Source organism: Hydrogenophaga sp., from assembly GCF_030373225.1.
GTDB lineage: Bacteria > Pseudomonadota > Gammaproteobacteria > Burkholderiales > Burkholderiaceae_C > Hydrogenophaga.
In genome coordinates, this window is the sequence record NZ_JAUCZG010000012.1 from 41,492 (window position 1) to 65,259 (window position 23,768).

Here is a 23,768-nt window from a genome sequence, read left to right on the forward strand (position 1 = left end):
CGCTCAGGCCTTGCGGCGGCTCAGCAGCCAGTAGAGAAAAATCGCGCCGAAGGTGGCGGTTCCGATGCCGCCCAGGCCGAATTCGCCGAACTTCAGCGTGTACTCGCCGGTGCCCAGGATGATCGGGATGGCGGCCACCAGCAGGTTCCTGTTGTCTGAAAAGTCAACCTTGTTGTCGACCCAGATCTTGGCGCCGGCGATCGCGATCAGGCCGAACACCACGATCGACACGCCGCCCATCACGGCCAGCGGAATCGCCTGGATCAACGCGCCGAATTTCGGCGAGAAGCCCAGCACGATGGCGATGCAGGCGGCCACGACAAACATGGCGGTGGAATAGATCTTGGTGGCGGCCATCACGCCGATGTTCTCGGCGTAGGTGGTCACGCCGGTGCCGCCGGACGCGCCGCTGAGCATGGTGGCCACACCGTCGCCGATGAAGGCCCTGCCGAGATACGGGTTGAGGTCACGCCCGGTCATGGCGCTCACGGCCTTGATGTGGCCCAGGTTTTCTGCCACCAGGATCAGCGCCACCGGCGCGATCAGCAGGATGGCCTGGGCCTGGAACACCGGCGCGGCGAAGGTCGGCAGGCCGAACCAGGCGGCGTTGGCGATGCCCGACAGATCGATGGGTTTGCCCAGGCCCAGGCCATTGGTGAGCACGGCATAGACCACGCTGGCGGCGATCAGGCCGACCAGGATCAGCAGGCGCTGCGTCATGCCACGCGCGTACACGGCCACCAGCGCCACGCTGATGAAGGTGATGGCCTGCATCCAGGCGTCAAAGCCGGTGGGGGCCATGTTCTTGATGGGAATGGCCGCCAGGTTCAGGCCGATGACCGCCACCACGGTACCGGTGACCACCGGCGGCATGAGGCGCTCGATCCAGTGCACGGCTGCGCCTTCGTCCACCTCGTCCACTTCCATGCCGGCCATGGGTTGCGACTTGTGGTGCTTCACATTGGTGGCGTGCACGATGACGCCAATGACGGTGTAGACCAGGCCGCAGATGATGATGCCGCCCAGTGCCACGCCCAGGTTGGCGTTGGGGCCTGGCCCGGCGTAGCCGCTGGCGGCGATCACCACGCCGATGAAGGCAAAGCTGGAGCCGAGGTAGCTCGGCACCTTGCCGCCGGTGATGACAAAGAAGATCAGCGTGCCGATGCCGCTCATGAGGATGGCGACGTTGGGGTTGAAGCCCATGAGCAGCGGCGCCAGCACCGTGGCCCCGAACATCGCGATCACGTGCTGCACGCCCATGACGGTGGTCTGTGGCCACGGCAGGCGCTCGTCGGGGGCGATCACGCCTCCTTGGTCCAGCACCGAGGTGCTCTTTTCTGTCCAGTTCAACATGCCCATGGCGGTTCTCCGAGTCGATGATGGGTCGATCGTAGTCGGAGCCGGGCACGCCTCCTGCCCCCGGGCGCCACCTTTGCCCGAACGATCGCCGCACCACGCGCTGCGCTGCTACCCTTGCATGAAAAAGGACACCCGAATGAACGAGACAAGCACACCTCCCTTCACGCCACAGATCCGTCTGTACCAGCAGTGGCTGGCCGAGCAGCGCGGCCTGAGCTTCGACAGCTACGAGGCGCTCTGGCACTGGTCCACGACCGACCTCGACGCCTTCTGGCAGAGCATCTGGGACTATTTCGACATGCGCTCGCCCACCCCGCACACCGCGGTGCTGGAGCGCAACGTGATGCCCGGCGCCAGGTGGTTCCCGGGCGCCCAGGTCAACTACGCCCAGCAGGTGTTTCGCCACGTGCAGCCCGCGCACGAGGCCGGTTTCATGGCGATCGTGAGCCGCAATGAAAAGGGCCGGCATGTGGAGCTGAGCTGGCCCGAGTTGCGCCGCCAGGCGGCCTCGCTGGCCTTGCACCTGCAGGACCAGGGCGTCAAGCCCGGCGACCGCGTGGCCGCCTACCTGCCCAACATCCCCGAAGCGATGGTGGCGTTTCTGGCCACGGTGAGCATCGGTGGCGTCTGGAGCATCTGTGCGCCCGACATGGGCACCAACGCCGTGCTCGACCGCTTCCGCCAGATCGAGCCGGTGGTGCTGATCGCCTGCGACGGCGTGACCTATGGCGGGCGCGACTTCGACCGCCTGGCCGTGGTGGCCGAACTGCGCGCGGCCCTGCCCACGGTGCGGCATGTGGTGCTGCACACCAACCTGGCGGCCGACGCCGAGGATGTGGCCGAGGCCACCGACCGGGCCTTGCAGGCTGCCGCACCCTGCACCAGCTTCGCCGAGGCGCTGTCGCGCATGGACACGGCGGTGGCGCAGTTCCAGCCACTCTGGCTGCCCTTCGACCACCCGCTGTGGATCGTCTACTCCAGCGGCACCACCGGCCTGCCCAAGCCCATCGTGCACGGCCACGGCGGCACCACCATCGTGGCACTGGCACTGAAGATCCTGCACAACGACATCGGCTGCAGCTACGAGCCCAACAGCTGGGGCGAGCGCTACCACTGGTACAGCTCCACCGGCTGGGTGATGTGGAACGCCCAGGCCGGCGGGCTGCTGGGCGGCACCACCTGCGTGATCTTCGACGGCAACCCCGGCGGCTCCCGAGACAAGCCCGACTGGACCACGCTGTGGCGCTTCGCCGCCGAGCAGCGCGTGACTTTCTTCGGCGCAGGTGCGGCGTTCTTCGCCAACTGCCTCAAGGCCGGCGTGGACCTGTCGACCTGCGGTGATCTGTCGTCGGTGCGCGCGCTCGGAAGCACCGGCTCGCCGCTGTCGGAAGACGCGCAGAACTGGGGGACGCAGCAGTTCCGCAGGGTGCGCAAGCGCCAAGCCCTGTCCGTTCGCCCTGAGCCTGTCGAAGGGCTCCCTCATGCGGGGCTTCGACAGGCTCAGCCCGAACGGGGCGTGGCTCCGCTGGAGCAAGGGATGGCTCAGCCGGAGCAGGATCAGGACATCTGGTGGTGCAACATCTCGGGCGGCACCGACTTCGCCGGCGCCTTCATCGGCGGCAACCGCGATCTTCCCCAGACTGCCGGGCGCATGCAGTGCCGCCTGATGGGTTGCGCGGTGGAGGCCTGGAACGAGCAGGGCGAGCCGGTGGTCGACGAGGTGGGTGAGCTGGTGTGCACGCAACCCATTCCCTCGATGCCGCTGTACTTCGTGGGCGATGTCGGCAACCAGCGCCTGCTGGGCAGCTACTTCGACATGTATCCGCCCGGTCATGGGCGCAAGCCTGGAGGGGCTCTCCCTGTCTTGGGGCGGCCCGGCGACAGCATGGCTGAGCCCCCACGCTCCCCCGCTGCGCGAGGTCCGCTGCCCCCCGAGGGGGCTGATTCACCTTGGGGCGGCCCGGCGGTGAATCCTTCGCCCCAACACTCCCCCGCTGCGCGAGGTCCGCTGCCCCCCGAGGGGGCTCTCCCTGTCTTGGGGCGGCCCGGCGACAGGGATCTGGGCCCGGAGGCCGGTGCCGTCTGGCGCCACGGCGACTGGCTGCGCATCCACCCGGACGGCTCCTGCGTGATCTATGGCCGCTCGGACGCCACCATCAACCGCCACGGCCTGCGCATGGGCACCAGCGAGCTCTACAGCGCGGTCGAAGCCTTGCCCGAGGTGATGGACTCCATGGTGGTGGATCTCGAGTACCTCGGTCGCGAGAGCTACATGCCCTTGTTCGTGGTGCTGCGCGATGGCCTGGTGCTCGACGACGGGACACGTCAGCGCATCCACGACCGCATCAAGACCGCACTGTCGCCGCGCTTCGTGCCCAACGAGATCCTGCAGGTGGCCGAGATCCCGCGCACGCTCTCGGGCAAGAAGCAGGAGCTCCCGATCAAGAAACTGTTGCTCGGCCAGCCGCTGGAGAAGGTGATCAACAAGGAGGCCATGGCCAACCCGGGATGTCTGGCGTGGTACGAGGCGTTTGCGCAGCGCCATCTCGCGGGCGACTGAGGCGGTGAGCCCCTGGGGCAGGGCAGGAAGAACCGGGCGGGCCTCGCTAGCGTTTGCTGACCAGCACGATGCCGACCGCCACGCCCACCAGGGCCAGCACCAGCTGCAGCGTGAGCGGCTCGCCCAGCAGCACCACGCCGAACAGCAAGGCGAACACCGGTGTGAGAAAGGTGAAGGTCGACATCTGGGTGGCCGGGTACACGCGCAGCATCCACATCCAGGTGAGGTAGCTGGCGAAAGCGCCCACCACGGTCTGCAGGCCGATGGACGTCCACGCCCTGGCCGAGTAGTCCAGCGCCCAGGCCTCGCCCAGCGCCAGCGACAGGAAGGGCGCCACCACGGCCGTGACGGCCACCTGGTAGAACAGCGTCTTTTCGGCACTGGCCGTGGACAGGCGGGAGGCGCGGATGGTCAGCGTGGTCAGGCCCCAGAGCAGGCCGGCCGCCAGTCCCAGGGCGTCGCCGCGCCACTGGCCCGGGGCCGAAGGGGCCGTGAAGCCCTCGCTGAACGCCACCGCCACCGCCGCAAACGCCAGGCTCAGTCCGATCCACTGAATGCGCCGCAGCTTTTCACCCGGCACCACGCGCGGCAGCAGCAGCGCCACGACGAAGGGGCTGGTGTAGAGAAACACTGTGAGGCGTGACGCACTGGTGTGCATCAGGCCGAGGTAGATGCCGGCGAACTCACCGGCGAACAGCAGCCCGGCCAGCAAGCCGGCCTTGAGCGTGCCGTCGCGGTTGAACAGCGGCACACCACGGGCCCGGCACCACATCCACAGCAGCGCGGTGGCACCCCAGAATCGCAGCGAGGCCTGCCACAGCGGCGGCACTTCGCCCACCGTGGCCTTGATCAGGATCTGCTGAAAGCCCCAGAAAGCGCAGCACACCACCAGCAAGGTGATGGCCAGGGTGTCGAGGTGGGTTTTGCGAACGGTGGCGGGGCTCATGCAGGCGATTGTCGCGAGGTCGGTGCGCGTTGCCTGTCGCCCGGGCTCGCAGAGCCGGGCGGGCCATGACTCACAGCGGGTGTTCGGTGTAGAAACGCCCGCCGTGGAACAGCAGCGGCGGCGCTTCCGCCCGGTGGCTGCAACGTTCCACCTCGCCCACGAAGATCACGTGGTCACCCTCGGCGTACTGGCTGCGGTTGAAGCATTCGAAGGTGGCGGCGGCACCTTCGAGCAGCGGCGCGCCGTTGCCGCCCTCGCGAAACGCCACACCGGCCCAGCGGTCGGTGTCCTTGGCGGCGAACTGTTCGGCCAGCGCCTGCTGGTCGGCCGCCAGCACATTGATGGCGTAATGCAGGCCGTTGGAAAAGGCGGGCAGGGAGCCGGCCGCCCGGCCCAGGCTCCAGAGCACCAGCGGCGGATTCAGCGAGACCGAGTTGAACGAGTTGGCCGTCAGCCCCACCAGTTCGCCACGGTCGGTGCGGGCGGTGACGATGGTCACGCCCGTGGCGAACATCCCCAGCGAGGCGCGGAACTCGCGAGCCGAAAAATCGGGTGAGCGGGCCTGGAGGGCGGTGGATCGGTCAGAGGACATGCGAAAGAAGGCGTGGAGCGGCAGAGCGTTGATTCTCTGCGATCGGCGGCGGGTCGCGGTGCCGTCCCTGGAATGCCGTGATGCATCGACCCCACAGATGGCCTTCTGGCGGTATGGACGGATCGTTCTGCCGACCTGCAGCCTGTTCAGGCCTGGCCGGGTGGCTGGGCGACCCGCAGTCGCGACGAAACCGGAGTGCTGCGCCTCGTCGGCGGCATGCCCCGAAAGCCGAAGTCCATGGCGGGTTGCTCTCCATGGATCAGCTCGGCCAGCGCCTTGCCCGAGCCGGCGCCGTGGGTCCAGCCCAGGGTGCCATGCCCGGCATTGATCCAGAGATTCCTCAGCGGCAGCCGGCCAATCAGGGGAATGTTGGTCGGCGTGGCCGGGCGCAGGCCGCACCAGTATTGCGGGTCGCCGCCCTGCTCGGGCGTGCGGGTGTCGGCCACGCCGGGAAACACCTGCTCGATGCGGCGCACGAGCATGTCACAGCGCTTGCGCGCCAGCGGTGTCTCCAGCGACAGGTCGAACCCGCCCAGTTCAATCGTGCCGGCCACGCGCAGCTGGTTGCCCAGTCGGGAGACAGCGATCTTGAGCTGGTCGTCGATCATGCTCACCTCGGGCGCCCGCTCGGGCTTGAGCAAGGGCAGCGTGGCGCTGTAGCCTTTGCCGGGGTAGATCGGCACATCCACACCGATCGTCTTGAGCAGCGGCGTGGTGTAGGAACCGCAGGCCACCACAAACGCGTCGGACTTGAGCACGCGGACCTGGCCGCTCTGCCGGTCGCGCACCTGCACTTCGCGAATCTCGCGGCCATCGCTGTCCAGGCGTTGAATGTCGTGACCGAACATCAGCCGTGCGCCACGCTGGCCGCACAGGGTTGCGAGCTGCTGGGTGAAGCTGCGCGCATCGCCCGACTCGTCGCTCTGGGTGTAGGTGCCCCCCACGATGTGCTCGGCAAAGGCGCCCAGCGCGGGCTCGATCTTGAGCAGTTCGCTGAGCGAGACCACCCGGCGCTTGACGCCGAAGCGCTGCATCACGGCGGCGGCTTCGGCCGCGCCGTCAAAGGATTTCCGGTCGGTGTAGTAGTGCGCGATGCCGCGCTCAAGGCGGTTGTATTCGATGCCGGTGTCGGCCACCACCGCCTTCAGGGCGGCGTGGCTGTAGGAGCCCAGGGCCACCAGCTGCGCCACGTTGCGCTCGAACGCCGCGTCGTTGCATTGCGCGAGAAACTGCAGGCCCCAGCGCCACTGTGCCCAGTCGAGTTGCGGACGGAACAGCAGCGGTGATTCGTCCGAGAACATCCACTTCAGGGTTTTGAGCGGCGCGTCCTTGTTGGCCCAGGGCTCGCAGTAGCTCACCGAGATCTGTGCTGCATTGGCAAAGCTGGTCTCCAGCGCCGCGTCGGCCTGCCGGTCGACCAAGGTGACCTCGTGACCGCGCTGCATCAGGTGCCATGCGGTGCTGACGCCGATGATGCCTGCGCCCAGAATGGTGACCTGCATGAACTGCTCCTCAGGGTATTGAACTGGGTGCAGTATCTGAAGAAGGCTCTGCGAAGTGAAGCGCAATTAAACTAAAATTTTGGGCATCAGATCTGCTTATATGACCAGCGAGCACCCATGAGCACTTTCGATCCCGATGCCCTCGAATGTCTGGCCGCCATCATTGAAGAGGGCGGATTCGAACGTGCTGCGCAGCGGCTGTCCATCACGCAGTCGGCGGTGTCGCAGCGATTGCGTGCCCTGGAGGCACAGGTCGGCACCGTGCTGATCGTGCGCAGCCGCCCGCTCAAACCCACGCCGGCCGGGCAGCTCATGCTCAAGCACGCCAAGATGATGCGGCTGCTGCGCGCCGATCTGGAGAAAGACCTCAAGGAGCTCGCGCCCAGCTCCACCGGCAGCGGCCGCGAAGAAGAGCGGATCTCGGTGGCCATCAACGCCGACAGCATCGCCACCTGGGCATTGCCGGCGCTAGACGCGCTGGCGCAGAACGGCCTGCCGATCGAAATCATCACCGACGACCAGGAGTTCACCCACGAGTGGCTGCGGGAAGGCCAGGTGCTGGGCTGTGTCACGTCGCTGGGGCAGGCGCTGCGCGGCTGCAAGATGGAAGCCCTGGGGTCGATGGACTACGTGGCCGTGGCGCAAGCCGACTTCGCCGCGCTGCATCTGCCCAAAGGCCTGACCGCACACAACTTCCACAAGGTTCCGTTCGTGGCTTTCAACCGCAAGGACAACCTGCAGCATGGGTTCGTGACCAAAGCCTTCGGTCTGCCACGGGTCATGTTGAAACAGCTGTTCGTGCCATCCAGCGAGGGGCAGGTGCGCGCGGTGCAGGCTGGCTGGGGTGTGAGCGTGCTGCCCGAATTGCGGGTGCGGGGGCTGATCGAGTCGGGTGAACTGGTCAATCTGGCCCCGCGCCACCGGCTCGGTGTGGCGCTGTACTGGCACTGCTGGAACCTGAGCTCCGACGTGCTGGACGGACTGAGCAAGGCCTTGCGCGTGGCGGCCAGCAACAATTTGCGGCCAGTGGCCTGACGAAAAAAGCCCCGCGCGTGCGGGGATTTTTGAGAGCAAGTGCCAACTTATTTGGGCATGATGACGGTGTCGATCACATGGATCACGCCGTTGTCGACCGCGATGTCGGTCTTGACGACGTTCGCGGCGTCCACTTTCACGCCACCCATGGTGGCCACCGTGATCGAGCTGCCCTGAACGGTTTTCACCATGCCGGCCTTCACGTCGGCGGCCATCACCTTGCCAGGCACCACGTGGTAGGTCAGCACCTTGGTCAGGGCGGCCTTGTCCTTCAGCAGTGCATCCAGCGTGGCCTTGGGGATCTTGGCGAAGGCCTCGTCGGTCGGTGCGAACACGGTGAACGGGCCCGGACCCTTGAGCGTGTCGACCAGCCCGGCAGCCTGCACCGCCGTCATCAGGGTCTTGAAGGAGCCGGCGGCCACAGCGGTGTCCACGATGTCGGCGGCCTGTGCGGAGCCCAGCGCGCCCAGGGCGAGGATGGAGGCGATCAATGTCTTTTTCATGGGAGTCCTTGTTTCGGGTTGAGGAGGGGGTAGCGCATGTCAACAGCGGCTTTGGCTGCTGTCCGGAGCGGATGCTATCCCGACTGGTTGATAAATAGACTGAATAGTCTGTAACATTACTTTTCGGTAGGGATATCGACGGGATCGTCGAACTCGGGCAGAATCGCGTCCGTCCCAAAAGGTTGTCCATGACCAGCGCAGTCCCGAAATCCCCTGACGAAACCCCTCTGAAACGCAGCTTCCGCCAACAGATGCACCTGGCGCGCGAAGACGCGATCGTCTCGGCCGTGAACCGGTTGCTGGCCGAAAAAGGGTTTGACGCCATGACGGTGGACGAGGTGGCGGCCGAGGTCGGCATCGCCAAGGCCAGCCTCTACAAACATTTCCCCAGCAAGGAAGATCTGGCGGCTGCGGCCATGGTCCGCGTCATGGACCGGGCGCGTGCCTTCCTGGACAGCCTGGAAGGACGCGCGAACCAGCAGCCGATCGAACAGTTGCGTGCCGTGGCCCGTTGGACCATGGAGGTACAGCTGGCTGGCGAGATGCCGTCGCTGCCGAGCGAAAACTCCAGCCTGCGCGCCTCGCTGACGACCAACAAGGCCTACGTTGATGGCCTCATGGACGTGAGCGAGCGGCTGGGCAACTGGATCACCCTCGCCCAGGCCGACGGCAGCCTCAACAACACCTTGCCCGCCATCGCCGTGCTCTACACCCTGTTCGCCCGCGCCTGCGATCCGGTGCTCGGCTTTCTCAAGGGTTCGGGGCAGTACGGCAACGACGAGATCATCGACATGGTGCTGAGCACCTGTTTCGACGGGCTGAAATCCCGCTGACCGCGCCGCCCGGCTGCAACGAAAAAGGCCGCGGTTGCGGCCTTTTCAGTGGGCGAAGCAGGCCTCAGCGAACCAGCAGCACCGGCACGCTGCAGTGCGCCAGCACCTTGGTGGCCACCGAGCCCATCACGAGGTTGCCCAGGGCGCTGTGGCCGTGCGAGCCCATCATCAGCAGGTCGAACTTGCCCTCGTTGGCGACCTTGGCGATCAGCTCTCCCGGTGTGCCCACCTTGGACACGACCGTGGGCTCCATGCCGTGGCGCTTGAGGAACTTGACGACGGGTGCCGTGACCTTGGCCGACTCGTCGGCGTAATAGCCGTTGGCGATGTCGGCACCCACGGCCGCGCGGGCACGCGGCGGCAAAGGCAGCTGCACGGTCACCAGGGTGATGGTGTTGTTGGTGCCGAACATCTCGTCGTGCGTGGCGAGGTAGGCCAGCATCTTCTTGGTGTACGCGCTGCCATCGACGGCGAGCAGGATCTTCATGGCGGTCTCCTTGGGTTTCGATGAGGTTCTCACCGAGTTTAGGGGCATCGCGCGCCGTTTTCTTGCGCTGGCTCAAACTGCTGGCGGGTGAACAGGAGCCACCCCCTCCGCGCTCACATCGATGCATCGCGCCGGCACGAATGACGCCTGCTCGTTCTTGTCGTGGTAGCCGAGTGGATTGGCGACGATGCGGCATCGCCCCACCTGCACGTCGGTCGGGCAATGCAGGTGACCGTGCAGCCAGAAGTCGGCGTGCGAAAGCAAATCGTCCAGGCCGTTGCAAAAGCCCGCCGTGCCCGGCGTCATGCCGTAGCGCGGGTCCATGCTGTGCAACGTGGGCGCGAAGTGGGTGACGACCACCGTGGGCCCGTCAAACGGTTCGGCCAGCGCAGCGCGCAGCCAGTGCTGGCAGTCCAGAGCCAGCGAGCGCATGGCTTCGGCGTCGAACAGCCGCCCGTTGCGCTGGCTGGCCATCGTCTGCAGATAGTGATTGGCCGCGCGAAAGGCCTTCTCGCGCTGGCGCAGGCGGTGCGTCAGAGGGTCGGGTGCGCGCTTCAAGGCCACCGCACCGGCGCGGCTGTGCCGCGCGGGCGTGGGCGTCGGGGCATGGTCGGCCAGGGCATCGAAATCACTCCAGAGGGTGGTGCCGATGAGGCGAACGCCGTGCGTCTGGAGGCTTTCCCGCTCCAGCCACTGGATGCCGAGGCGTTCGCAAGCCTTCCGCAACGCGGCGTGGGTCTCGTCCACGTCCAGCGCGTCGTACTCGTGGTTGCCCGGAACAAAGACCACCGGCACCGGCCAGCCGGCGTGACCCGGCAACGGGGAAAACCGCTGCAGACCCCAGTCGGGCTCGTTCATCACGCTGCCGTCCCGGCGGGTCTGGTAGGAGCCGATGTCACCGGCGAGCACCAGCAGATCGGCCTCGGGCGCCGGGACCGCGACGAATCCGGGATTGGCTTCCAGGTGCAGGTCGCTGAGCAGTTGGATCTTCATGCGGGCATTGTCGGCCAGCCCTGTCAAACGGAATCTGGCGGCTTGCGTGTTCGGCGCCGGGACGGTTTGGAAGCGGAGGATTCGGCACTGCGGAACCCGACCGCCGACGCCCGTTCCACCACCTGGCGCAACCAGCGGTGGCCACTGCTGTGGGTCGCCTGGCGGTGCCACAGCGCGTCCACATGCACGGCGGGCACCGGCAGGGGCAGGTCCAGCAGGGCCAGTTCGTGCTCGATCCCGGTGGCGCCGACGAAGTGGCGTGGCAGCACGGTGAGCAAGTCGGTGGTGGCCACCACACGGCCGGCGGTGAAGAACTGGTTGACCGTGAGCACGACGCGCCGCTGTCGCGAGAGCGCGGCCAGCGACTCGTCCACGAAACCGAACGGCCGCCCGGAGAAGCTCACCAGCAGGTGGCGTGCGTCGCAGTAGGCGTCCAGGGTCAGCGGCTGCCCGGCCAGGGGATGGCCCTTGCGCATGACCACCACGTACTCGCCGTCGTACAGGCGCTGATGCAGGAACTGCGGGTTGTTCTCCTGCAGGTGCAAGGCGCCGAGTTCGGCGAGCACGCCCGGAAAATGCCCGATGGCCAGGTCGGCCGAGCCGTCTTCGAGCAGACCGCGTGGATCGCGCGTCGTGAGCGGCACCACCCGCAGGTTCACACCGGGCGCCTCGGTTTCGAAAATGTCGATCAGGCCGGGCACCAGCTTGGCGGCCGTGGCGTCCGCCATCGCCAGCACGAATGCGTTGTGGGCGCTCAGCGGGTCGAAGGTGCCCGGCGCCAGCGACTCTCGCAGCAGGTGCAGCGCGTCCCGAACGGATGGCCACAGGCTCAATGCCAGCGGCGTGGGCTCCACGCCATAGCCCGACCGGCGCACCAGATCGTCGCCAACCACCTCGCGCAGGCGACGCAGGGCGTTGCTCACCGCCGGCTGCGTCATCGAGAGACTGTGGGCGGCCCGGGTGAGGTTTCGCTCGGTCATCACCTCGTCGAACACACGCAGCAGGTTCAGGTCGAGGTTGCGGAAGTTCAGGCTATTCATCACCCTGATGAATGTAAGACATCACAAAGATAAATTGGCGTGAAATGCGGGTTAACCCTAGTATTGCGTGGTCCAAAAGACATTCTTTCCTTCAGGAGCCCGCCATGAGCACCCTCGCATCCAACCCCACTGTTTCCATTGGCCTCGGCCGCACCTCCCCGGCTGGCCGCCAGCCGCGCCGAGCCGACAGCTCGCGTGGCCTGGCCGCCCTGTTGCTCGCCGCTGTGGTGGCCGCCATGGTCATCCTTGCCGACCGCCTGATCAGCACCTGGGCCGATGGGCATCTCTTCCTGGCCTGGGTGTTGCTGTGGGTGGTGGTGTTCGCCGGTCTGGCGCTGTTTGCCGACTCGGCCCGCCGCCTCGCCCGTCGCGGCATCGTGGTGCTGGACAGCTGGTCGCAGTCGCTGGCCGAGGCGCGTGCCGAAACCCGCCTGTGGGAAATGGCCCGTCACGACCCGCGTCTGATGGGCGAGTTGACGCTGGCCCGCACCCGCGCCGAAGCGGACGAGCCCGCCGGCACCTTCGACACCGCGCTCGCTCCGCTGGGCCTGCCAGTGGCGTCCGGCGCCGCGGCACCGACCGCATCTTATTGGGAGCGTCTGGGCCAGGCCCGCGCCGCGCGCCACATGCACAACCACTACCTCTGAACGCCCGTTTGCCGGGCGCCCACAAAAAAGCCACCGGGTGCGGTGGCTTTTTTTTCGTCCGGGCTTCTTGGCCCGGGGTGCGGCGGTGGGTGGCAGATCGTGCCGCCCGACCGTGTCGGGGCCGGCGGCCTCAGGCGGCCAGGCGCTTCTCGATCTTCGTTTTTGTCTCCTCGAGTTCCCTTGGCAAATGGTGGGCGAGCTGGGTGAACAGCTCGCTGTGCAGCGCAAGCTCCGTGCTCCATGCTGCGCGGTCGATGTGTGTGACCGTCCGGTACTGTTCGGCCGAGAAATTCAGGCCGTCCCAGTGGATGTCTTCAAAACGCGGGCTCACGCCAAAGGCGTGTTCGACACCCTGGCCGCGACCTTCGAGGCGGTCGATCATCCACTTGAGCACGCGCATGTTTTCGCCGAAACCGGGCCAGACGAACTTGCCCGCCTCGTCCTTGCGGAACCAGTTGACGCAGAAGATGCCCGGTAGTTTGGCGCCCTGGGCTTGCAGTTTCGCGCCCATGTCCAGCCAGTGCTGGAAGTAGTCGCTCATGTTGTAGCCGGTGAAAGGCAACATGGCGAACGGGTCGCGGCGCACCACGCCTTGCGCGCCGAAGGCGGCAGCGGTGGTCTCGGAACCCATGGTGGCGGCCATGTACACGCCTTCGGTCCAGTCGCGGGCTTCGGTCACCAGTGGCACGGTGGTCGAGCGGCGTCCGCCGAAGATGAAGGCATCGATCGCCACGCCGGCGGGGTCGTCCCAGGCCGCATCGAGCGCCGGATTGTTGGTCGCGGCCACGGTGAAACGGGCGTTCGGGTGCGCAGCCTTGGCGCCTGTTTCCCTGGCGATCTGCGGCGTCCAGTCCTTGCCTTGCCAGTCGATGGCGTGCGCCGGTGCATCGCTCATGCCTTCCCACCACACGTCGCCGTCGTCGGTCAGGGCCACGTTGGTGAAGATCACGTCGCGGTCCAGGCTGGCCATGCAGTTGGGGTTGGTCAGGGTGTTGGTGCCCGGGGCCACGCCGAAGTAGCCCGCTTCCGGGTTGATCGCATAGAGGCGGCCGTCGGCGTGCGGCTTGATCCAGGCGATGTCGTCGCCGATGGTGGTGACCTTCCAGCCCTCGAAGCCCTTGGGCGGGATCAGCATGGCGAAGTTGGTCTTGCCGCAGGCGCTCGGGAAGGCCGCAGCCACGTGGTACTTCCGGCCTTCAGGGTTGGTCACGCCCAGGATGAGCATGTGTTCTGCCAGCCAGCCCTGTTGTTTGCCCATGGTGGAGGCGATGCGCAGCGCGAAGCACTTCTTGCCCAGCAGCGCGTTGCCGCCGTAGCCCGAGCCATAGCTCCAGATCTCGCGGGTTTCAGGGTAGTGGACGATGTACTTGGTGGTCGGGTTGCAGGGCCAGCCGGTCTGGTCGGTTTCGCCCGCAGCCAGTGGCGCGCCCACGGTGTGCACGCAGGGCACGAACTCGCCGTCGGTGCCCAGCACGTCGAACACGGCCTTGCCCATGCGCGTCATCAGCTTCATGTTGACGGCGACATAGGCGCTGTCGGTGAGCTCGATGCCGATGTGGGCGATCGGGCTGCCGAGCGGGCCCATGCTGAAGGGCACCACGTACATGGTGCGCCCGCGCATGCATCCGTCAAACAGCGGCTGCAGCGTGGCGCGCATCTCGGCCGGTGCCTTCCAGTTGTTGGTCGGGCCGGCGTCTTCCTGCTGCTCGCTGCAGATGAAGGTGCGGTCTTCCACACGGGCCACGTCCGACGGGTCGGAGCAGGCCAGAAAGCTGTTGGGCCGCTTCACCGGGTCGAGCCGCTTCATCGTGCCGGCGCTCACCAGCAGTTCGCACAGGCGCGCGTATTCCTCGTCGCTGCCGTCGCACCAGAGCACGTTGTCGGGCTTGCACAGGGCCACCATGTCGGCCACCCAGGCGATCAGTCGGGCATTTCTGACATGGGAAGGGGTGTTGAGGGTCAGTCCCTGCATCACGGGAGAGTTCATGGGAAGGCTCCAGAAGTTGATAACCGGTGCGCACCAGAGACGCCGACAGCCGCGGGCTGCAGGGCATGCAGCAGGGCGGCTGTCGGGTGTCCCTTGTGCTTGAAAGGGGTGGTCGGCGCGGTGGGCTCAACAGCGGTTGGCGCTGGTCAGCCAGAGGACAAGGGGCGGGTTGGTGTGCCCGCGGCTCGGTCCGTGTGTCGTCCTTGCTCCGATTTTATGAAACCGGGCGCCGGGTTACGAACTGGTTACATGCAAAACCCGCATAACGTGATGCATTAAACGGTCTGGGCCTGCACGGGCCGCCAAACAAAACGGCCGAACGCCCCCGGGGCGTTCGGCCGTCGGGCCGGTGCCGGGTGCGTCAGGCCATGAAAACGGCGATGAAGGCCAGCAGGAACATCAGCACGCCGCCGGCCACCGGCAGCACCACGGGCATGAAAGGAACGATGGACTCGACCATGTCCTGGGGTTGGTCGCTGGGGGTGTGGGCGTCGTGGTGGTCCATGTTTTGGGTCCTGCGGAAGATGAAACTGGCGGGATTTTAAGGCAGTCGCCTCACAGCAGGGCGTACGTGGTGCTGGCGCGGCACACGCTGCGCCCGTCGGTGGCACCGGCGATGTCGATTTCGCCGAACACCAGGTTCTTGCCCGCCCGCACCACCCGGGCGGTGACGCGGGCGTCCTGGCCCGACAGCGGTTTGAGGAAGCTGGTGTTGAGCTGCACGGTGGTCATGGGACGCTGATCACCGAGCTGGGTCACGATGGCCAGCACCATGGCGGTGTCGGCGGCCGACATCATGGCCTGGCCGCACAACATGCCGCCCACGCGCGCGAGTTGGTCGTTCTGCGGCAAACGCAGCGTGACCACGCCGTCGGCAAACGACTCGACCTGCAGCCCGAGCGCCTGCACCCAGGGCGCGAACCAGGCCGTGAGCAGGCCTTGCAGCGATTCCACCGAAACAGGGGCGGGCGTTTGTTGACCCATTCAATCCTCCTTGCGCCAGCGCGCGAGCCAGTGGTCCATGAGTTTGCCGGCTGCTTCCCGCCCACCCAGGCCGAACGACAGCGCAAACGCCACCGCCACCGCGCCCAGTGTGAGCCCGAAGGCCAGATTGACGATGTCGTCGGCGATGCCCATGGCACGCAGGCCCATGGCGATCACCAGCGCCAGGATGGCATAGCGGCCGACGCGCGCCAGTCCCTGGGTGCCGGCGCCGCTGGCACGGTCGATGGCGTCGTGCGCCACGTTGGCCAGCCAGAAGCCGATCACCAGAATGGCCGAACCGAGCAGGATGTCGCCCCCGAAGCGGATGAAGCTGGCGACCATGTCGCTGACCTGGCCGAACCCGAGTTGTGCCGCTGCTTCGACCGTCGCAAAGAGCATGGCGAAGAACAGCACCACCCGGCCAACCAGCCGGGACGCGCTGGTGTTCTCGAACGCATGGGCCAGCTGGACGCGGGCCGGCAGGGTGTCGAAACCCAGCGCGGCGAGCAGGCTGGTCAGCAACTGGCTGGCGAAGCTGGCGACCAGCCAGGTGACGACCAGGATCAAGCCGGCCGCCACGATGTTGGGCACGGCCTGCATCAGGCGCGACAGCATGTCGGTGGCTGGCCGGGAGATGGCCTCGATCTTCAGCGCATCGAGCGCTGCGATCAGCGATGGCAGGAACACGGCCATGAACACCAGCAGGCCGATCACGCTGGACAGCTGCACCGTGCCGGCCAGACCCGCGCGGCTGCCGAGCCAGTCGATGCCGGCGGTGCGGCTGAGGTGGGTGCTGAGTTTGCGCAGCACGGTGGCCACGATCCAGCCGACACCACCGATCACGAAGGCGGCCACCGCGTTGGGCAGCATGTCCAGGGTCTTGGTCACCATGCCGCGCAACGGGTCGAGCAGGCCCTCGAGTTGCAGCGCACCCAGGATCGCGGGCACGAACAGCAGGATCACCAGCCAGAACAGCGCTCCTGCGAGACCTTCGCCGAGGGGCGCCATGTCGGCGTGTTCGGACAGTTTTTCATCGAGCGTGGTCTTGTCCAGCAGTTTTTGCGCGACGGCGCGCACCACGCTGGCCACCAGCCAGCCCACCAGCGCCAGCACCAGGCCCCCCAACAGGCGGGGCGCGTATTCAAAGAGCTGTGTGGTGAAGGCCGAAAAAGGACCGGAGACGATCGCCAGGTCCAGGGAATTGAACACCGCAACGAGGGTGAGCAGGATCACCACCCAGAACAGGCCGAGCGCGACCGCGCCCTCGATGTCCACCCCCGTGCCGGTGAGTTTGCCGAAGCGGTGGTTCACGCCGACAAAGCCCAGGCTCTTGCGCGTGGCCGCCCGCACCAGCACGGCGATCAGCCAGCCCAGGATGAAGATCGCAAGCGCGCCGAGCAACTGGGGGATGTGGGTGCCCAGGTTGTTCTGCAGCGAGTCCCACAAGGCATTGGTGTTCATGGCGTTGCTCCGGTTCGTGAGTCGGGACCGAACCCATGATGCAGAGCCCTCCGGCCAGCGTCAACCTCGACCGGGCCGCGATGTCAGAGCAGCGACGTGTCGAAACCGGCTTGCTGCAGACGCTCGATCACCTGCGCGATGTGCTCCCGCCCACGCGTTTGCAGCACCAGTTCGATGGCGACGTTCTGCGCCGCGAGCAGGGTGAAGGCGCGCTGGTGGTGCACCTCGTCGATGTTGGCGCCGGCGTCGGCCACCGTGGCCGTGATGCGGGCAAGGTTGCCCGGCACGTCGCGCGCATTGACCTGGATGCGCGCCAGCCGGCCCGCGCGCACCATGCCGCGCTCGATGATGGAGGCCAGCAACAGCGGGTCGATGTTGCCGCCGCACAGCACCAGCCCCACGCGTTGGCCGGCAAAGCGCTGCGGATGCCGGATGAGCGCGGCCAGGCCGGCGGCCCCCGCGCCTTCGACCAGGGTTTTCTCGATCTCCAGCAGCATCACGATGGCCTGTTCGATGTCACCCTCGTCGACGAGCAACAGGTCGTCCACCTTGTGGCGCACGATCGCTTCGGTGATCACGCCGGGCGTGCCCACGGCAATGCCTTCGGCAATCGTGCTGGTGCCCTGGGGCAGGTGGGTGCCCTTGATCGCATTGAACATGGCGGGAAAACGCTCGGTCTGCACGCCGATGATCTGGATGTCCGGGCGGATCGCCTTGGCGGCGGTGGCCATGCCGGCGATGAGGCCGCCGCCGCCGATGGCCACCACCAGCGTGTCGAGGTCGGGTTGCACGCGCAGCATCTCCAGCGCGACCGTGCCCTGGCCCGCCACGATGTCTTCGTCGTCGTACGGGTGCACGAACACCAGACCCTGCCGTTGCGCCAGTTCGTGCGCATGGGCACGGGATTCATCGAGCGTGTCGCCGTGCAGCACCACCTCGGCGCCGAAGCCGCGCGTGCGCTCCACCTTCACACCGGGCGTGAAGCGCGGCATGACGATCACCGCGCGCAGACCCAGGCGCTGGGCGTGGTACGCCACGCCCTGGGCATGGTTGCCTGCGCTCATGGCGACCACACCGCGCGCCCGCTCGTCGGTGCCCAGCTGGGCCAGCTTGTTGCAGGCACCGCGTTCCTTGAACGAAGCGGTGTACTGGAGGTTCTCGAACTTCAGGAACACCTGGCAGCCCGTGAGCTGCGAAATGGTCCGCGATTCGACGAAGGGCGTGTCCAGCACCTGCCCGGTGAGACGGGCGGCGGCGGCTTGAATGTCTTTGAGTTCCAGCATCGCGAGATTGTGAACCGGCGCAGCGTGCGCCGCGCTTCCATAAAGCCGGACAAATCCCACAAACACGCTTCATCACTCGCTTCCATGATTGATCAAGCTGGGTTATGGTCCATTTGAATGCCGGATGTCCCGGCACGGCGTCACTGGAAGCACGTTCTGGAGGGGTCTGGATGATCAAGCGTTCCGTGCTGCCTGCACCCCCTGCAGGCCGTACCCTGGTCGATCCGCGGGAGGGCCGAAACCCCTTTGTGGGCGAGGGACGGGTGTTCGTGCCGCACGGTCTTCGCCAGGCCCCCGTGCTCGACCTCATGTGCTCGCACTTCGTGCTAACGCTCGCGGCTCGCCAGGGGCCCCGCTTCAACGTGCGCCGCGACCTCAACACCTTGCTCTCGCTCGCCGGCCGACATCTGGTGTGGCCGCTCACCGTGCTGTCGCGGCTGCGCGAGTTTCTGCAGCGCCGCTGCAAGGACAACGAACTCTGGAGCGGGCACGACAAGCTCCCCACCACCGCCTTCATGGAGCGCTATGGTGTGTGGCGCGGCCCCTACGAAGAAGGCACGCTCTTCTTCTACCTCGACGAATATGCCAAGGAGTCGCCCAAAGACCTGCTCTCGGTGCTCGCCGTCACCGGCGAATGGCTCAGCCATGCGCTCAAGAAACAATCGACGCTGGTGGAGAAAAACATCGACGCCCTCGCCGGCCTGCTGCAGCTCAACCGCGCCGAACGCGCCTTGCTGCTCTACGGAACGCTCGCGCGCTACCAGCGCGACCTGCGCTCCATCCTGGTGGAGTTCAAGGTCAACAACGCGCCCGAGGCCTATGCGGCCATTGCCGACGTGGCCGGCGTGAAGGCCAGCGAGGTGGGCGAGGCGCTGCGCGCGGGCTCGCGGCTGGAGCGCATCGGCATGGTGGAGAACCTGATCTCCGAACACAACATCACCGACCTGGCCGACCTGATGAAGGTCAGTGAAAAGCTGCCGCCGGTGCTCATGCGCGAGTACCGCACGCAAAGCGAACTCATGGCGGTGTTCACGCGCCCGGCGGCGCGCTCGGCGCTCACGCCGAAGGACTTCGATTACGTGGGCGAAGACGTGCGCCTGCTGTGCGGCCTGCTGCGCGAGGCGGTCGCGCGCAAGGAGCCGGGCGTGAACGTGCTGATGTACGGCCCCCCGGGCACCGGCAAGACCGAGCTCGCGCGGGTGCTGGCACAGGCCGCTGGTCTGGAGCTGTTCGAAGTGGAATACGCCGACCGCGACGGCAATGCCCTTTCGGGCCGCGACCGCTACCGCTCGCTGCAGATCGCGCAGGTCTTCCTCAAGGGCACCGCGCATTCGGCCCTGTTGTTCGACGAGGTGGAAGACGTGTTTCCGCCGATCTCCAGCGAGGCCGCGCAGATCATGGCGCGGGCCGAGCATGTGGCTTCCTCGCACACCGGCAGTGTCAGCGGCAAGGCCTGGGTCAACCAGATCCTGGAAACCAACGCCGTGCCCACGATCTGGGTGACCAACCGCATCGAACAGATCGACCCGGCGTTTCGCCGGCGCTTTGCCTACCACCTCGAACTCAAGAGCCCGCCGCCCGGTGCGCGTGAACAGCTGGTGCGCAAGACGCTCGAAGGCGTGCCGGTGTCCGACGCGCTGGTGGCCCGCCTGACCGAGCGCAAGGGCCTCACACCGGCCCAGATCCGCACCGCTGTGCGTTTCGCCGGGCTCGCCGCCAGCCCCGCCAAACCGGCCACGCGCCGCAGCGTCAAGGCGCGCGCGGCGTCGGCACCGATGCTCGACGAGTTGATCGAGCGGCAACTGAAAAACGCCGACCTCGCGCTCGGCCGCAAGCCCGATCCCGTGCAGCGCCCGGGCGTCACCCAGTACAGCCTGGACATGCTCAACGTCGAGTCGCGCTACGAACTGCCGCGCGTGATCGCCGCGCTCAAGGCGCGCGGCCACGGCTGCCTGTGTTTCCATGGGGCTCCCGGCACCGGCAAGACCGCGCTGGCCGAGCACCTCGCCCAACAGCTCGAGCGCCCGCTGATGATCCGCCGCGCCAGTGACCTGGTGAGCAAGTTCGTGGGCGAGACCGAGCAGCAGATGGCCGCCATGTTCCGCGAGGCCGAGGCCGAGAAAGCCGTGCTGCTGCTGGACGAGGCAGACAGCTTCCTGCAGGACCGCCGGGGTGCGCAACGCACCTACGAGGTGACCGAGGTCAACGAGATGCTGCAAGGCATGGAGCGATTTGCCGGCATCTTCATCTGCACCACCAACCTGATGGACCGCATCGACCAGGCGGCACTGCGGCGCTTCACCTTCAAGATCCGTTTCAAGCCGCTCACGGCCGAGCAGCGCGAAGCCATGTTCGTGGTGGAGGCGCTTGCAGGCGAGCGCTCACGGCTGGACGTCGCGCACGCCGCCCGCCTGGCCAGGCTCGACCAGCTCTGCCCGGGTGACTTCGCGGCGGTGAAGCGTCAGGTGGAGATCCTGGCCGAGGTGCTCGAGCCCGAGGAGTTCATTGCCCAGCTGGAAGCCGAGCACCGCATCAAGCCCGAGGTGCGCGAGGCACGCGGCATGGGGTTTGTGCACTGAGCGTGCACGCCCAGGGAAAAGGCCACCCGAGGGTGGCCTTGTTTCATCCCCCCTGGGGGTGACGCCGCAGGCGGCGCGGGGGGTTCAATGCAGCAGCGTCATGGGCTTGCTGGGGAGTTCGTCCGGCGAATAGTCCGGGTGGTTGTCCACGAAGAAGCGCAGCTTCTGGTCCAGGCGCGAAATGCGGGTGTTGGCCACGCTCTCGCAGTGGTGCTTGGAGATCAGGGCAAAGAGTTTGCTGCGCAGGAACCAGAGGTCCTTGGGGCTCTGGCACGAGAGCAACGCGGCATGGATGCGCACGCGCACGGGGTCCTGGATGTCGGCCATGGCCGCGTGGAACTCGTCGACCAGAAAGTCCAGCTCCAGCACTTGCGTGTCGTGGTACTGGACCCGTTTGCTTTTGCCAATCCAGGGCAGCCAGGAAAACATGCAGTGCTCCGTTCGAGATGTTCGGGGTGACCGGGACGAACCCCGGGTACACCTCAAGCATCGTCAGAGCCGGCGCGTTCTTGAGCGGTGAACGGTCTGAAAACGCCTCTTTGCGATGAACGGTGGCGCCTGTCAGCCGATGGTGGTCGTGGGGGTCGCGACGTTCCGGGACCGCTCACCCGAAAGCACTCACCACCCGCAACACCTCGGCGCCATAGGCCTCGCGTTTTTTCACGCCCAGGCCGGCAATGCCGTCGAGATCGGCCAGGGTTTGCGGCTGGCGTGCGGCGATCGCACGCAAGGTCGCGTCGTGAAAGATCACGAAGGCCGGCAGGTTGTGCTCTCTGGCCACGCCGGCGCGCCACGCCTTGAGGGCGTCCAGGCAGTCGCGCGCCGCCAGCGTGAGCGGCTGGCCGTCGTCCGCCACGGCGGCGCGTGCGCTGCGCTGGCGACTCACCCGGCCCGGGCCCGCCGCTTTCTCCGCGAGCGACTTCAGCCACACCGCGCTCTGCCCCTTGAGGATCTCGCGCGCCGCGTCCTGCAGGTGCAGCGTGTTGTAGTGCGCTGCGTCCACCTGCACCGCCTCGCGGGCGATCAGCTGGCGCAGCAGGGCGCGCCATTGCGTCTCGGACAGGTCGGCGCCGATGCCGAAGGTGGAGAGCTTGTCGTGCCCGTGCTGGGTCACTTTCTCGGTGACCTTGCCACGCAGGATGTCCATGATGTGCCCGGCGCCAAATGCCATGCCGCTGGACTGCTGCACGCGGTAGATGCACGAGAGCAGCTTGCGCGCCGATTCGGTGGCGTCAAAGAGCTGCGGCGGGTGCAGGCAGTTGTCGCAGTTGCCACACGGTTTGCTGTCTTCTCCGAAGTACGAAAGCAGGCGCACGCGGCGGCAGTCACTGGCTTCAGCGAGCGTGAGCAAGGCGTCGAGCTTGCCCCGCATCACCTGCTTGAACTCGTCGGCCGCCGGGCTCTCGTCGATCATGCGGCGCTGGTTCACGACGTCCTGCAGCCCGTAGGCCATCCAGGCGTTGGCAGGCTCCCCGTCGCGGCCGGCGCGGCCGGTCTCCTGGTAATAGCCCTCGATGTTCTTGGGCATGTCCAGGTGCGCCACAAAACGCACGTCGGGCTTGTCGATGCCCATGCCGAACGCGATCGTGGCCACCATGATCAGGCCCTCTTCGCGCAGGAATCGGTCCTGGTGTTTTTGCCGCACGGCCGCGTCCAGGCCGGCGTGGTACGGCAGCGCATGCAGCCCCGCCTCGCACAGCAGCTTGGCCACCTCTTCCACCCGGCGGCGCGACTGGCAGTACACGATGCCGGCGTCGTGTTCGTCGCCACTGGTGTGCTCGTCGCGGATGAAGCGCAGCAGTTGTGCGGTGGCGTCTTTCTTCTCCACCAGCTGGTAGCGGATGTTGGGCCGGTCGAAGCTGCTGATGAAGGTGCGTGCGTCCTGCAGTTGCAGCCGCTCCACGATGTCGGCGCGCGTGAGGTCGTCGGCGGTGGCGGTGAGCGCCACCCGAGGCACGCCGGCAAAACGCTCGTGCAGCACGACCAGGCCGCGGTACTCGGGGCGGAAATCGTGACCCCACTGGCTCACGCAATGCGCTTCGTCGATGGCAAACAGCGCGAGCTTGCCGCGTTCCCGGAGCGAGTCGAGCAGCGCGAGGAAGCGTGGTGTGGTCAGGCGCTCGGGCGCGGCGTACAGCAGGGTCAGTTCGCCGCGCAGCATCTCCTTCTCCACCCGCTGCGCATCTTCGCTGGACAGGCTGGAGTTGAGAAAGGCGGCGGCCACACCGGCCTCGAGCAGTGCACCGACCTGGTCGTGCATGAGCGCAATGAGTGGCGACACCACCACCGTGAGGCCCTGGCCGCGGCGTTCGCGCACGATGGCCGGCACCTGGTAACACAGCGACTTGCCGCCGCCCGTGGGCATGAGCACCAGTGCATCGCCCCCAGCGCCCACGTGCGCCACGATCTCGGCCTGCGGACCTCGAAAGGCCTCGAATCCGAACACCTCCTGCAGAACGCCGACGCTGGCCTCCAGGATTTCGCCGCCGGGCGCGATGTCGATCGCACCCACTACATCTGTTCCCACGGCAGACCATCAAAGCGCCAGCCGTTGAGGCTGGACCGCTTGAAGTCCTCGTTGAGTTCGCCCTCGAAGCCGTGCACCACATGCGCCACGTGGGCGAAGCCCGCGTCTTCCAGTGCCTTGCCCGCGTCCAGCGTGCGTTTGCCGCTGCGGCAGATCAGCAGCACCGGGCGGTCCTTGTCGCCCGCCTCCTGTTCGACAGCCCGGGCAAAACGCGCCGGGTCGGGCGTGAGGTCGGGGTATTCGTACCAGGGGATGTTCTCCACGCCGGGCGGGCGGCCCACGTAGAGGGATTCGATTTCCATGCGCACGTCCACGAACAGCGGCGCTGCCTCGCCGCGGGCTTCGCGGCTGGCGCGTTCGGCCTGCAACCAGGCCCAGGCCTGTGTGGGCGAGAGATGTTTCATGCCCGCTATTGTCGGGGAAAGCCCGGGGCCGCCCCTTGGGGTGAGA

At 66.8% G+C, this 23,768-nt stretch carries 21 protein-coding genes; 5 read left to right on the forward strand and 16 right to left on the reverse strand.

Going from position 1 to position 23,768, the window contains the following annotated elements; all coding sequences use genetic code 11:
* Nucleotides 1–3 precede the first annotated feature (3 nt).
* Nucleotides 4–1,359 (reverse strand): solute carrier family 23 protein, encoded by a 1,356-nt coding sequence (locus tag QUV35_RS08810; protein WP_300872796.1) that lies wholly within the window; start codon nucleotides 1,357–1,359, stop codon nucleotides 4–6.
* 136 nt (nucleotides 1,360–1,495) lie between these two features.
* On the opposite strand from QUV35_RS08810, the gene QUV35_RS08815 reads away from it, so the two are divergent.
* A complete protein-coding gene (locus QUV35_RS08815) occupies nucleotides 1,496–3,919 on the forward strand; it encodes an acetoacetate--CoA ligase (RefSeq protein ID WP_300872798.1) in 2,424 nt (807 codons plus the stop codon).
* A 46-nt stretch (nucleotides 3,920–3,965) separates the two neighbouring features.
* Here the strand turns inward: QUV35_RS08815 and QUV35_RS08820 are convergent, their stop codons facing one another.
* The 3 genes from QUV35_RS08820 to QUV35_RS08830 form a co-directional block, all read right to left on the reverse strand.
* Nucleotides 3,966–4,865, reverse strand: a complete 900-nt coding sequence (locus QUV35_RS08820) for a DMT family transporter (RefSeq protein ID WP_300872800.1) — start codon at nucleotides 4,863–4,865, stop codon at nucleotides 3,966–3,968.
* 70 nt (nucleotides 4,866–4,935) lie between these two features.
* Entirely contained in the window at nucleotides 4,936–5,457 is a 522-nt protein-coding gene (locus QUV35_RS08825; protein WP_300872802.1) for a flavin reductase family protein, read from the reverse strand.
* 146 nt (nucleotides 5,458–5,603) lie between these two features.
* The gene (locus QUV35_RS08830; protein ID WP_300872804.1) at nucleotides 5,604–6,959 is read right to left on the reverse strand and encodes a D-amino acid dehydrogenase; all 1,356 of its coding nucleotides are present in this window, start codon (nucleotides 6,957–6,959) and stop codon (nucleotides 5,604–5,606) included.
* Between the two features lie 117 nt (nucleotides 6,960–7,076).
* On the opposite strand from QUV35_RS08830, the gene QUV35_RS08835 reads away from it, so the two are divergent.
* Nucleotides 7,077–7,994: a LysR family transcriptional regulator ArgP gene (locus QUV35_RS08835; RefSeq protein WP_300872806.1), complete on the forward strand. Its 918-nt coding sequence runs from the start codon at nucleotides 7,077–7,079 to the stop codon at nucleotides 7,992–7,994.
* Between the two features lie 47 nt (nucleotides 7,995–8,041).
* On the opposite strand, the gene QUV35_RS08840 is transcribed toward QUV35_RS08835, so the two are convergent.
* Nucleotides 8,042–8,497, reverse strand: a complete 456-nt coding sequence (locus tag QUV35_RS08840) for a fasciclin domain-containing protein (RefSeq protein WP_300872808.1) — start codon at nucleotides 8,495–8,497, stop codon at nucleotides 8,042–8,044.
* A 188-nt stretch (nucleotides 8,498–8,685) separates the two neighbouring features.
* Between QUV35_RS08840 and QUV35_RS08845 the strand changes: the two genes are divergently transcribed.
* A complete protein-coding gene (locus tag QUV35_RS08845) occupies nucleotides 8,686–9,330 on the forward strand; it encodes a TetR/AcrR family transcriptional regulator (RefSeq protein ID WP_300872810.1) in 645 nt (214 codons plus the stop codon).
* 64 nt (nucleotides 9,331–9,394) lie between these two features.
* On the opposite strand, the gene QUV35_RS08850 is transcribed toward QUV35_RS08845, so the two are convergent.
* From QUV35_RS08850 to QUV35_RS08860, 3 genes are all read right to left on the reverse strand, one after another.
* Nucleotides 9,395–9,817 carry a universal stress protein gene (locus QUV35_RS08850; RefSeq protein WP_300872812.1) on the reverse strand — a complete coding sequence of 141 codons (423 nt, stop codon included), beginning with the start codon at nucleotides 9,815–9,817 and terminating at the stop codon, nucleotides 9,395–9,397.
* 72 nt (nucleotides 9,818–9,889) lie between these two features.
* Entirely contained in the window at nucleotides 9,890–10,810 is a 921-nt protein-coding gene (locus tag QUV35_RS08855; RefSeq protein ID WP_300872814.1) for a metallophosphoesterase, read from the reverse strand.
* A 23-nt stretch (nucleotides 10,811–10,833) separates the two neighbouring features.
* Nucleotides 10,834–11,850 carry a LysR family transcriptional regulator gene (locus QUV35_RS08860; RefSeq protein WP_300872816.1) on the reverse strand — a complete coding sequence of 339 codons (1,017 nt, stop codon included), beginning with the start codon at nucleotides 11,848–11,850 and terminating at the stop codon, nucleotides 10,834–10,836.
* Nucleotides 11,851–11,954: 104 nt separating this feature from the next.
* On the opposite strand from QUV35_RS08860, the gene QUV35_RS08865 reads away from it, so the two are divergent.
* On the forward strand, nucleotides 11,955–12,497 hold the full coding sequence (locus QUV35_RS08865; RefSeq protein WP_300872818.1) for a hypothetical protein: 543 nt from the start codon (nucleotides 11,955–11,957) through the stop codon (nucleotides 12,495–12,497).
* 130 nt (nucleotides 12,498–12,627) lie between these two features.
* Here the strand turns inward: QUV35_RS08865 and QUV35_RS08870 are convergent, their stop codons facing one another.
* The 5 genes from QUV35_RS08870 to QUV35_RS08890 all read right to left on the reverse strand — a co-directional run bounded on the left by QUV35_RS08870 (nucleotide 12,628) and on the right by QUV35_RS08890 (nucleotide 18,212).
* Complete coding sequence (locus QUV35_RS08870) at nucleotides 12,628–14,484, reverse strand: phosphoenolpyruvate carboxykinase (GTP) (protein WP_300872820.1); 1,857 nt, start codon at nucleotides 14,482–14,484, stop codon at nucleotides 12,628–12,630.
* A gap of 361 nt (nucleotides 14,485–14,845) precedes the next feature.
* Nucleotides 14,846–14,989, reverse strand: a complete 144-nt coding sequence (locus QUV35_RS08875) for a hypothetical protein (RefSeq protein ID WP_300872822.1) — start codon at nucleotides 14,987–14,989, stop codon at nucleotides 14,846–14,848.
* A gap of 50 nt (nucleotides 14,990–15,039) precedes the next feature.
* Entirely contained in the window at nucleotides 15,040–15,468 is a 429-nt protein-coding gene (locus QUV35_RS08880; RefSeq protein WP_300872824.1) for a PaaI family thioesterase, read from the reverse strand.
* A complete protein-coding gene (locus tag QUV35_RS08885; protein ID WP_300872826.1) occupies nucleotides 15,469–16,929 on the reverse strand; it encodes a mechanosensitive ion channel in 1,461 nt (486 codons plus the stop codon). It abuts the gene before it with no gap.
* A gap of 83 nt (nucleotides 16,930–17,012) precedes the next feature.
* On the reverse strand, nucleotides 17,013–18,212 hold the full coding sequence (locus QUV35_RS08890; RefSeq protein ID WP_300872828.1) for a threonine ammonia-lyase: 1,200 nt from the start codon (nucleotides 18,210–18,212) through the stop codon (nucleotides 17,013–17,015).
* Between the two features lie 170 nt (nucleotides 18,213–18,382).
* On the opposite strand from QUV35_RS08890, the gene QUV35_RS08895 reads away from it, so the two are divergent.
* Nucleotides 18,383–20,791 (forward strand): ATP-binding protein, encoded by a 2,409-nt coding sequence (locus tag QUV35_RS08895; RefSeq protein ID WP_300872830.1) that lies wholly within the window; start codon nucleotides 18,383–18,385, stop codon nucleotides 20,789–20,791.
* Nucleotides 20,792–20,875: 84 nt separating this feature from the next.
* Here the strand turns inward: QUV35_RS08895 and QUV35_RS08900 are convergent, their stop codons facing one another.
* The 3 genes from QUV35_RS08900 to QUV35_RS08910 form a co-directional block, all read right to left on the reverse strand.
* Nucleotides 20,876–21,220: a hypothetical protein gene (locus QUV35_RS08900; RefSeq protein WP_300872832.1), complete on the reverse strand. Its 345-nt coding sequence runs from the start codon at nucleotides 21,218–21,220 to the stop codon at nucleotides 20,876–20,878.
* A 175-nt stretch (nucleotides 21,221–21,395) separates the two neighbouring features.
* Nucleotides 21,396–23,267, reverse strand: coding sequence for a DNA helicase RecQ (recQ, locus tag QUV35_RS08905; RefSeq protein WP_300872936.1), 1,872 nt, complete (start codon nucleotides 23,265–23,267; stop codon nucleotides 21,396–21,398).
* Nucleotides 23,268–23,302: 35 nt separating this feature from the next.
* On the reverse strand, nucleotides 23,303–23,722 hold the full coding sequence (locus tag QUV35_RS08910; protein ID WP_300872834.1) for a rhodanese-like domain-containing protein: 420 nt from the start codon (nucleotides 23,720–23,722) through the stop codon (nucleotides 23,303–23,305).
* Between the last annotated feature and the right edge of the window lie 46 nt (nucleotides 23,723–23,768).

Excerpts from the sequence above, each read along its gene's own strand:
- QUV35_RS08810 (WP_300872796.1), bottom strand. The coding sequence starts at position 1,359 with ATGGGCATGTTGAACTGGACAGAAAAGAGCACCTCGGTGCTGGACCAA.
- QUV35_RS08815 (WP_300872798.1), top strand. The coding sequence starts at position 1,496 with ATGAACGAGACAAGCACACCTCCCTTCACGCCACAGATCCGTCTGTAC.
- QUV35_RS08820 (WP_300872800.1), bottom strand. The coding sequence starts at position 4,865 with ATGAGCCCCGCCACCGTTCGCAAAACCCACCTCGACACCCTGGCCATC.
- QUV35_RS08825 (WP_300872802.1), bottom strand. The coding sequence starts at position 5,457 with ATGTCCTCTGACCGATCCACCGCCCTCCAGGCCCGCTCACCCGATTTT.
- QUV35_RS08830 (WP_300872804.1), bottom strand. The coding sequence starts at position 6,959 with ATGCAGGTCACCATTCTGGGCGCAGGCATCATCGGCGTCAGCACCGCA.
- QUV35_RS08835 (WP_300872806.1), top strand. The coding sequence starts at position 7,077 with ATGAGCACTTTCGATCCCGATGCCCTCGAATGTCTGGCCGCCATCATT.
- QUV35_RS08840 (WP_300872808.1), bottom strand. The coding sequence starts at position 8,497 with ATGAAAAAGACATTGATCGCCTCCATCCTCGCCCTGGGCGCGCTGGGC.
- QUV35_RS08845 (WP_300872810.1), top strand. The coding sequence starts at position 8,686 with ATGACCAGCGCAGTCCCGAAATCCCCTGACGAAACCCCTCTGAAACGC.
- QUV35_RS08850 (WP_300872812.1), bottom strand. The coding sequence starts at position 9,817 with ATGAAGATCCTGCTCGCCGTCGATGGCAGCGCGTACACCAAGAAGATG.
- QUV35_RS08855 (WP_300872814.1), bottom strand. The coding sequence starts at position 10,810 with ATGAAGATCCAACTGCTCAGCGACCTGCACCTGGAAGCCAATCCCGGA.
- QUV35_RS08860 (WP_300872816.1), bottom strand. The coding sequence starts at position 11,850 with ATGAATAGCCTGAACTTCCGCAACCTCGACCTGAACCTGCTGCGTGTG.
- QUV35_RS08865 (WP_300872818.1), top strand. The coding sequence starts at position 11,955 with ATGAGCACCCTCGCATCCAACCCCACTGTTTCCATTGGCCTCGGCCGC.
- QUV35_RS08870 (WP_300872820.1), bottom strand. The coding sequence starts at position 14,484 with ATGAACTCTCCCGTGATGCAGGGACTGACCCTCAACACCCCTTCCCAT.
- QUV35_RS08875 (WP_300872822.1), bottom strand. The coding sequence starts at position 14,989 with ATGGACCACCACGACGCCCACACCCCCAGCGACCAACCCCAGGACATG.
- QUV35_RS08880 (WP_300872824.1), bottom strand. The coding sequence starts at position 15,468 with ATGGGTCAACAAACGCCCGCCCCTGTTTCGGTGGAATCGCTGCAAGGC.
- QUV35_RS08885 (WP_300872826.1), bottom strand. The coding sequence starts at position 16,929 with ATGAACACCAATGCCTTGTGGGACTCGCTGCAGAACAACCTGGGCACC.
- QUV35_RS08890 (WP_300872828.1), bottom strand. The coding sequence starts at position 18,212 with ATGCTGGAACTCAAAGACATTCAAGCCGCCGCCGCCCGTCTCACCGGG.
- QUV35_RS08895 (WP_300872830.1), top strand. The coding sequence starts at position 18,383 with ATGATCAAGCGTTCCGTGCTGCCTGCACCCCCTGCAGGCCGTACCCTG.
- QUV35_RS08900 (WP_300872832.1), bottom strand. The coding sequence starts at position 21,220 with ATGTTTTCCTGGCTGCCCTGGATTGGCAAAAGCAAACGGGTCCAGTAC.
- QUV35_RS08910 (WP_300872834.1), bottom strand. The coding sequence starts at position 23,722 with ATGAAACATCTCTCGCCCACACAGGCCTGGGCCTGGTTGCAGGCCGAA.